Source organism: Streptomyces sp. NPDC050433 (assembly GCF_044458565.1).
Taxonomy (GTDB): domain Bacteria; phylum Actinomycetota; class Actinomycetes; order Streptomycetales; family Streptomycetaceae; genus Streptomyces.
This window is the reverse complement of record NZ_JBITIB010000035.1, coordinates 86,670-92,812: the sequence shown is the minus strand read 5'-3', so window position 1 is coordinate 92,812 and position 6,143 is coordinate 86,670. Positions and strand designations below refer to the sequence as shown.

Here is a 6,143-nt window from a genome sequence, read left to right as displayed (position 1 = left end):
CGACCGCTCGACATCGGTCAGATCCAACGGCACAAGCTTCGGTCCCGGACGCGTCATGAGACAACTCTACGGAAACTTAAGACTCACAACACTAGTACTCCAGCCGTAGATCGTGATCTTCATGTCGGACTCGCGGCTTGCCTCCGGTAATGGCTGGCCTTAGCTCGGGCCTGGTGGCGACGTCGCCAGATGGACCAGGCGAGCCGGTGGGCCACGTTGTGCACGGGCTGGACGACCAGAGTCGTGAACAGTCGCTGGATCTCGTTGCAGGTGAGCGGGATGAGCCCGTCCCCGTCGGGTGAGGAATAACGCGTGTGTTCGTCGGCGCGGACGACAGCGAGGAAGGCGTGGGCGAGCATGGCCAGGGTGACCCAGCGGGACCACGAGTTGTAGCGGCGGAGTTGGTGCTCGTCCAGTCCGGCCAGGCCCTTTCCGGCCTGGAAGGTCTCCTCCACCCGCCATCTCGACCCGGCGACGCGAACCAGTGTGGCCAGGGGCACCGGGCCGGGCGACCAGCAGCGGTAGTAGGTGAGTTCACCGGTGGCGCGATTGCGGCGGATCAGCAGCTGGTGGCGGCCGATCCGGGGTTCGGCCTGGTCGATGACGGCCCAGTCGTAGAAGCGGTGTCCCTTGGCGCCGGCCCCTGCCGACAGCTTCTGCCAGGCCCGCTTCGGCACCTTCGCGGCCAAGGTATCCGCGCGGAACTTCTTGGCGCCAGCGGTGACTGCGTAAGAGCAGGCGACGGCAAGCACGTAGCCGGTGCCGCACTCTTCCAGCGCAGACCGCAGCTTCGGGTTTCCTCCGTAGACCTCGTCCCCCGCGACCCAGCCCACGCGGTGCCCGGCGTCGAGGAACCGGCCGATCATCCGGGCGGCCAGTTCTGGCTTGGTCGCGAAGACGGTGTCCTCGCCCAGGCCGGCCGCCCGGCAGCGGTCCGGGTCGCACGTCCACGAGCGCGGAAGGTACAGCTCCCGGTCCACCGCCGCGTGCCCGCGGCGGCCCGCGTAGACGAGGTAGACCGCGACCTGCGCGTTTTCGATCCTCCCGGCGGTGCCGGTGTACTGGCGCTGGACACCGACGGTGTGCGTGCCCTTCTTCACGTCCCCGGTCTCGTCCACCACCAGCACCCCATCCTCGTCGCCCAGATGCTCCAGCACATACTCACGCACGTCATCACGCACGCGGTCGGCGTCCCACCTGGCCCGGCCGAGCAGGTGCTGCATGCCGTCCGGACTCGCCTCCCCGGCCCACTCGGCGATCGACCAGCAGTTCTTGCGCGGCAGGTCCGATAGCAGTCCCAACACCAAGTCCCTTACCCGCCGCCGGGGTTCAACCCGCGCGAAACGGCCCGCTATCTGGCTCATCAGGGCCTCGAACGCCTCCTGCCAGCGGGCAGGGTCTACGCTGCGGCTCGCGGCCACCGCACTATCTTGAAGAGTCCTCACACCTCACCAAGATCACGCAGTGGCCGTCCTGTTCCCCGACGAACGACGAGATCAGGGAGTCCTGCTGGTACTGGCGCTTGGACCCGCTGGATCCCGAGCCGAAGATTGCCGGACACCGGCAATGCGCAGAGATCCGCCGCGCACGCATGCTGATGTCTGCTGGCAGAAACGGGGGGCGTCAATGGAAGCAACCACAACCCGCAGCGTGGCGCGTGCACGCATGGGATCGGCCCTGGCGGTGACGGTCCTTCTGCTGCCTTTCGGCGGCTACGGGCTGGCCAGGGCGGGGGCAATCCCCGAGGGCGCACCGATCGTGCTCGGCCTGCTGTCCGTGATCGCCAGCTCCGTCCTGCTACCGGCACTGTGCGAGGAGCGAGCCCCGTTCCGGCACTCATCGTCGCACCTGGCTGCGCACACCTTGACCGGCGAACGGTCCGTCGACCTCAACCGGATCACTACCGTTCGGCTGCTGACGACCTTCTCGTACGGCAGCACGTACCGGACCCTGCTGGTGCTCGATGCCCACGGTGTGCGACTGGGTATCACGACCGAGAGAAGCCGCAGAAAGCTACACCGGGCGATCGAGAAGGCGGACGCGAACGCCGCGCGAGGTGTCTCCAGGCCCCGCGTGAGCCGTGCGGCCCGGGCACATCTGGGCCTTGCCCCAGGGCGAGGGCTCGTCGTCCACACGGTTCTCGCCTTTCTGCTTCCGACGGTGTCCGTGAGCCTGTACATGGTTGCTGTACTCCGACTCGGCGGGCAGTATGCCTTCCCCTGTAAGAACTCATAAGCCCACATGGCCAACTACCGCGACGACTCAAATCGTGATCACGATCTGCGGCTGGAGTACTAGGCATGCGGCAGAAGCGGTCAGTTCTGTCTCCGAACCCACCAGCGGCGGCGATCGGTCACACTGGAGGTATGTGCCGCAGTATCAAGACTCTCCGTCCGCCCGTCATCCCCGAGGAAGCCACCGAGGAGGAGATCAGGGCCGCCGCCCTCCAGTACGTACGCAAGGTCTCCGGGTTCCGCGCCCCTGCGGCCCACAACCGCGAGGTGTTCGACCGGGCCGTCGACGAGATCGCCGCCTCGACGATGCGGCTGCTCGACGGCATCGAGGTACGAGGCGCGGCAGCCCGCGCCTGAGGCCGTAGGGGTCGTGGGGGTCGTGGGGGTCGTGAGGGTTCTGGCCTCGTCGTCTCAGACGGCCGGCGCCGGGACCCGTGCGCGCGGGCGGCGCACGATGTACGCGGCCACCACCCCCGCCGCGAACAGCGCCAGCACCGACACCGCCGCGCCGAACCAGCTCGCGCCGAGCCACTGGCCGCCGAAGTAGCCGAGGCCCACGCTGTAACCCGTCCAGGCCACGGCCGCGAGCGCCGACCAGGGCAGGAACTCCTTCATCTTGCGGTGCGCGGCGCCCGCGCTCAGCGAGACCACCGAGCGGCCCGCCGGGACGAAGCGCGCGATCACGACGAGGATCCCGCCGCCGGTGAGGGACGCGCCGAGGCGTTCCTGCGCGGTGGTCAGCCGGCGTGAGCGCGCGATCGCGCGGGCCAGCCGGTCGCCGCCGCGCCAGGCGAGGCGGTACGCGACGAAGTCGCCGATCACGGAGGCGACGGCCGCGCACACCATCAGCACCAGCAGCGAAGGCACTTCCTGAGGCACATGCGCCACGTGCGACACCTTGCCGGCGGCGTCGGCGACCGCCGAGGTACCCGCTGCCGCCGCCGTGGCGGTCGTGATCACCAGCACACCGCTGGGCAGGACGGGCAGGAACACGTCCAGAAGCACGGAGAGCGCCACAACAGCGTAGATCCATGGGCTGCCGGTCAGCGCGCCCAGACTCTCCAGCACCTTTGCATCCCCGTTTCCGTAACGAAGCCGAAGTCCCCCGGCCTCGTATCCCCCTGACCGTCAACCTCCTCTCGCGCGAAGCGAATGGAGGGTGGCTGTCAGCCATACAGCGTACGCCCGTGTGGTGGACCACCTTCCCACGGGGCGGGTGTTGTCCACCTCCTGTTTGCGTGTTGGCTGAGATCAGGGAATGGCCGAATGTGAGTGTCGGGCCGAGTCTGCCGGACAGGAGGGCGCCCGGACCCCGTCGAAACGGGATCCGGGCGCCTGTACTGCTGTTGGGGTTATACGAGCCGTTCGAACTGTTCGTGCTGTTCGAGTTGTTCGGCCTTTCCGGCTGTCTCGCCGCCGGGCCGACCGCCGGGCTGACTGTCTGTCAGGCCGCCACCGCCGTGGGCTCGTCCCGGCGCTCCGGCTCGCGTGTGCCGCGCGCGCCGATGAGCCGGTCCAGCGAGAGTGCGCCGGGGCCGTTGAAGACGATCAGCAGGAAGGCCCAGCAGAAGATCGCCGAGGCTTCGCCGCCGTTCTCCAGGGGGAACAGCCCGTCGGGCTGGTGGACGTTGAAGTACGCGTACGCCATCGAGCCCGAGGCCACGAACGCGGCGATCCGGGTTCCCAGGCCGAGGAGGACCAGGCTGCCTCCGACGAGCTGGATGACGGCGGCGTACCAGCCGGGCCATGTGCCGGCTTCCAGGGTGTCCTTGCCGAGGACGCCGAAGAGTGTCGCGGCGCCGTGGCAGGCGAAGAGCAGTCCGATCACCATGCGGAAGAGTCCGAGGGCGTACGGCTGCGCATGGTTGAGGCGTGTGGACATGGGGGTGGGGCTCCTTCGGTTCGGGACGTAACCGACGAGAGCCTTCACGTTAGGCCACCCTCAGTAATGCTTGCAAGTTCAACATTCTGATGACGGGTGTTTCTCGGCCGAACGTCCGTTCTCCGGAGCGAATTCGAGGCGTGTCGTCTGACCTGCTTCTTTCGGCGCACTTGTCGCGACTGCGACGGACGTCCCGTTCGGCAGGGCATGCGAAGGCCAATGTCCGGTACGGAGGAACCAGTCATAGAGGAATGAGTGCGGATGAAAGGGCGTCAAACGGTGTGTATGTACGGCTCCGAGGCCACCCCGGTGTCCTTACGGGGCCAACTCCCGTTCATCGACGGTCACGAGGCGCGTCCCCCCGTTCTGCTCTCCGCCGACCGCCTGCGCCTGGGCCAGGCTCAGCCGCGCGGTACGTCCCCGCAACGAAAGCGTCATCAGCTGATTGCCGAACCAGGGCCCGCCGGTCCTGCCCCAGGTGACGGACGGCGCGGCCACCCGGCCGTGCCGGGCGAACGCGCGGCCCAGCCGCCGGCCCACCCTGCTCCAGCCGAACCGGAATCCGAGGCGGATCGAGAGCGGGATCGAGTTGTGCACGGGCGAGCAGGTGAGCTGGACGACGCGCGACGTCGGCTGCCCCGTGCGCCAGGCAGGCTCGGCGACGTACGCGTGGTGCACGTCGCCCGACAGCACGCAGATCGTCGCCGGTGCGTCGGGCCCGCTGCCCACCTCGGCGATCAGCCGCGCCAGCTTGTCGAACGACGTCGGGAACGCCGCCCAGTGCTCCAGGTCCGCCGCGCGGCGCAGGGCCTCGCCGAAGCGCGCCCACCGCTTGCCGCGCTCGCCACGGGCAAGCGCGGCGTTCCAGCTCTCCGCGTCGTGGACCAGCGGCGGCAGCAGCCAGGGCAGGGAGGTGCCGATGAGGAGATGATCACGGTCGCCCGGATCGGTCAGCGCCTGGTGGCGCACCCATCGGGCCTCCTCCTCGTCGAGCATTTCCCGGTGCCCCTCCTCCAGGACACGGGCCGCCCGTGAGTCGACCATCAGCAGGCGCGTCCGGCCGAAGTCGCGGCGGTAACTCCAGCGCACACAGGCCGGATCGGCGTCCGCCTCGGCGGCGAACTCCCGCAGCCGGTCGGTGCCGTCCTGCTCCGCGCGCACGGCGGCGTACAGCTTGTCCGAGGCCAGTTCGGCGGGGGAGAGATTGCCGAGGTGCTGATAGACCCAGTACGACATCAGGCCGCTCAGGATGCGCTCCCGCCACCACGGCTCGGTGCGCATCTCGGCCACCCACGACGCGCTGGTGTTCCAGTCGTCGATCACGTCGTGGTCGTCGAAGATCATGCAGCTCGGGACGGTGGAGAGGAGCCAGCGGACCTGGGGGTCGCTCCACGACTCGTCGTAGAGGTGCGTGTACTCCTCGTAGTCCGCGACCTCCGCGCCCGGCGGTACGGCCAGATCACGGCGCTCGGCCAGCCATCGGCGCGTGGTCTTCGACGTCTCGTCGGCGTACACCTGATCGCCGAGGAGGAGCAGGACGTCGGGGCGTACGGCTCCGGGGTCGGCCGTCAGGGTCGCGGCGAGGGTGTGCAGGGCGTCGGGTCCGACCGGGTCGGGCTCACCGACCGGCGCGGAGGCCCAGCGGCAGGAGCCGAAGGAGACGTGGAGGTCGGGGGCGCCGGGCGTGTCCGGCCCGTCGGGTGCGCCGGGCCCGGCGGGCGCCGGCGTACGGATCACGCTCGGCGGGAACGGGGAGTCCTCGGGCGGCCAGACCCGTACCTCGTCCAGCAGCACCTCGTAAGAGACCGTCGTGCCGGGCGTCAGCCCGGTCACCGGGATCAGCGCGTAGTGGTGCCCGGCGATCAGGAACGTGCGCGACGAGCCGTACGCGCCGCCCTCGCAGCGGACCTCGGCCGTGCACGGCCGGTCCGTCTCGACCCAGATCGTGGCCGTGCCGGCGGATTCCCCGTCGACATAGCGCAGCAGTGGTCCCAGGCGCAGCCCGGTCATGGTGCCTCCTCCGTCGC

General features: G+C 69.2%; 6 protein-coding genes. 2 read left to right on the top strand and 4 right to left on the bottom strand.

The annotated features are described in order from the left end of the window. Positions 1–119: 119 nt before the first annotated feature. Positions 120–1,364, bottom strand: a complete 1,245-nt coding sequence (locus ACIBLA_RS32485; RefSeq protein WP_399200710.1) for an IS701 family transposase — start codon at positions 1,362–1,364, stop codon at positions 120–122. Between the two features lie 100 nt (positions 1,365–1,464). Between ACIBLA_RS32485 and ACIBLA_RS32480 the strand changes: the two genes are divergently transcribed. Together ACIBLA_RS32480 and ACIBLA_RS32475 are read left to right on the top strand one after the other, a co-directional pair. Next, positions 1,465–2,235 carry a hypothetical protein gene (locus tag ACIBLA_RS32480; RefSeq protein WP_399200707.1) on the top strand — a complete coding sequence of 257 codons (771 nt, stop codon included), beginning with the start codon at positions 1,465–1,467 and terminating at the stop codon, positions 2,233–2,235. Between the two features lie 131 nt (positions 2,236–2,366). After that, a complete protein-coding gene (locus ACIBLA_RS32475) occupies positions 2,367–2,591 on the top strand; it encodes a DUF2277 domain-containing protein (protein WP_363243133.1) in 225 nt (74 codons plus the stop codon). A 54-nt stretch (positions 2,592–2,645) separates the two neighbouring features. On the opposite strand, the gene ACIBLA_RS32470 is transcribed toward ACIBLA_RS32475, so the two are convergent. The 3 genes from ACIBLA_RS32470 to ACIBLA_RS32460 all read right to left on the bottom strand — a co-directional run bounded on the left by ACIBLA_RS32470 (position 2,646) and on the right by ACIBLA_RS32460 (position 6,126). Continuing rightward, positions 2,646–3,302 carry a VTT domain-containing protein gene (locus tag ACIBLA_RS32470; protein WP_363243131.1) on the bottom strand — a complete coding sequence of 219 codons (657 nt, stop codon included), beginning with the start codon at positions 3,300–3,302 and terminating at the stop codon, positions 2,646–2,648. A 376-nt stretch (positions 3,303–3,678) separates the two neighbouring features. Continuing rightward, on the bottom strand, positions 3,679–4,116 hold the full coding sequence (locus ACIBLA_RS32465; protein WP_363243130.1) for a DoxX family protein: 438 nt from the start codon (positions 4,114–4,116) through the stop codon (positions 3,679–3,681). Between the two features lie 315 nt (positions 4,117–4,431). Continuing rightward, positions 4,432–6,126, bottom strand: a complete 1,695-nt coding sequence (locus tag ACIBLA_RS32460) for an alkaline phosphatase D family protein (RefSeq protein WP_399200706.1) — start codon at positions 6,124–6,126, stop codon at positions 4,432–4,434. Between the last annotated feature and the right edge of the window lie 17 nt (positions 6,127–6,143).

What these genes read in the sequence shown, in the direction of transcription:
- ACIBLA_RS32485 (WP_399200710.1), bottom strand. Translation starts at nt 1,364, where the DNA reads ATGAGCCAGATAGCGGGCCGTTTCGCGCGGGTTGAACCCCGGCGGCGG.
- ACIBLA_RS32475 (WP_363243133.1), top strand. Translation starts at nt 2,367, where the DNA reads ATGTGCCGCAGTATCAAGACTCTCCGTCCGCCCGTCATCCCCGAGGAA.
- ACIBLA_RS32465 (WP_363243130.1), bottom strand. Translation starts at nt 4,116, where the DNA reads ATGTCCACACGCCTCAACCATGCGCAGCCGTACGCCCTCGGACTCTTC.
- ACIBLA_RS32460 (WP_399200706.1), bottom strand. Translation starts at nt 6,126, where the DNA reads ATGACCGGGCTGCGCCTGGGACCACTGCTGCGCTATGTCGACGGGGAA.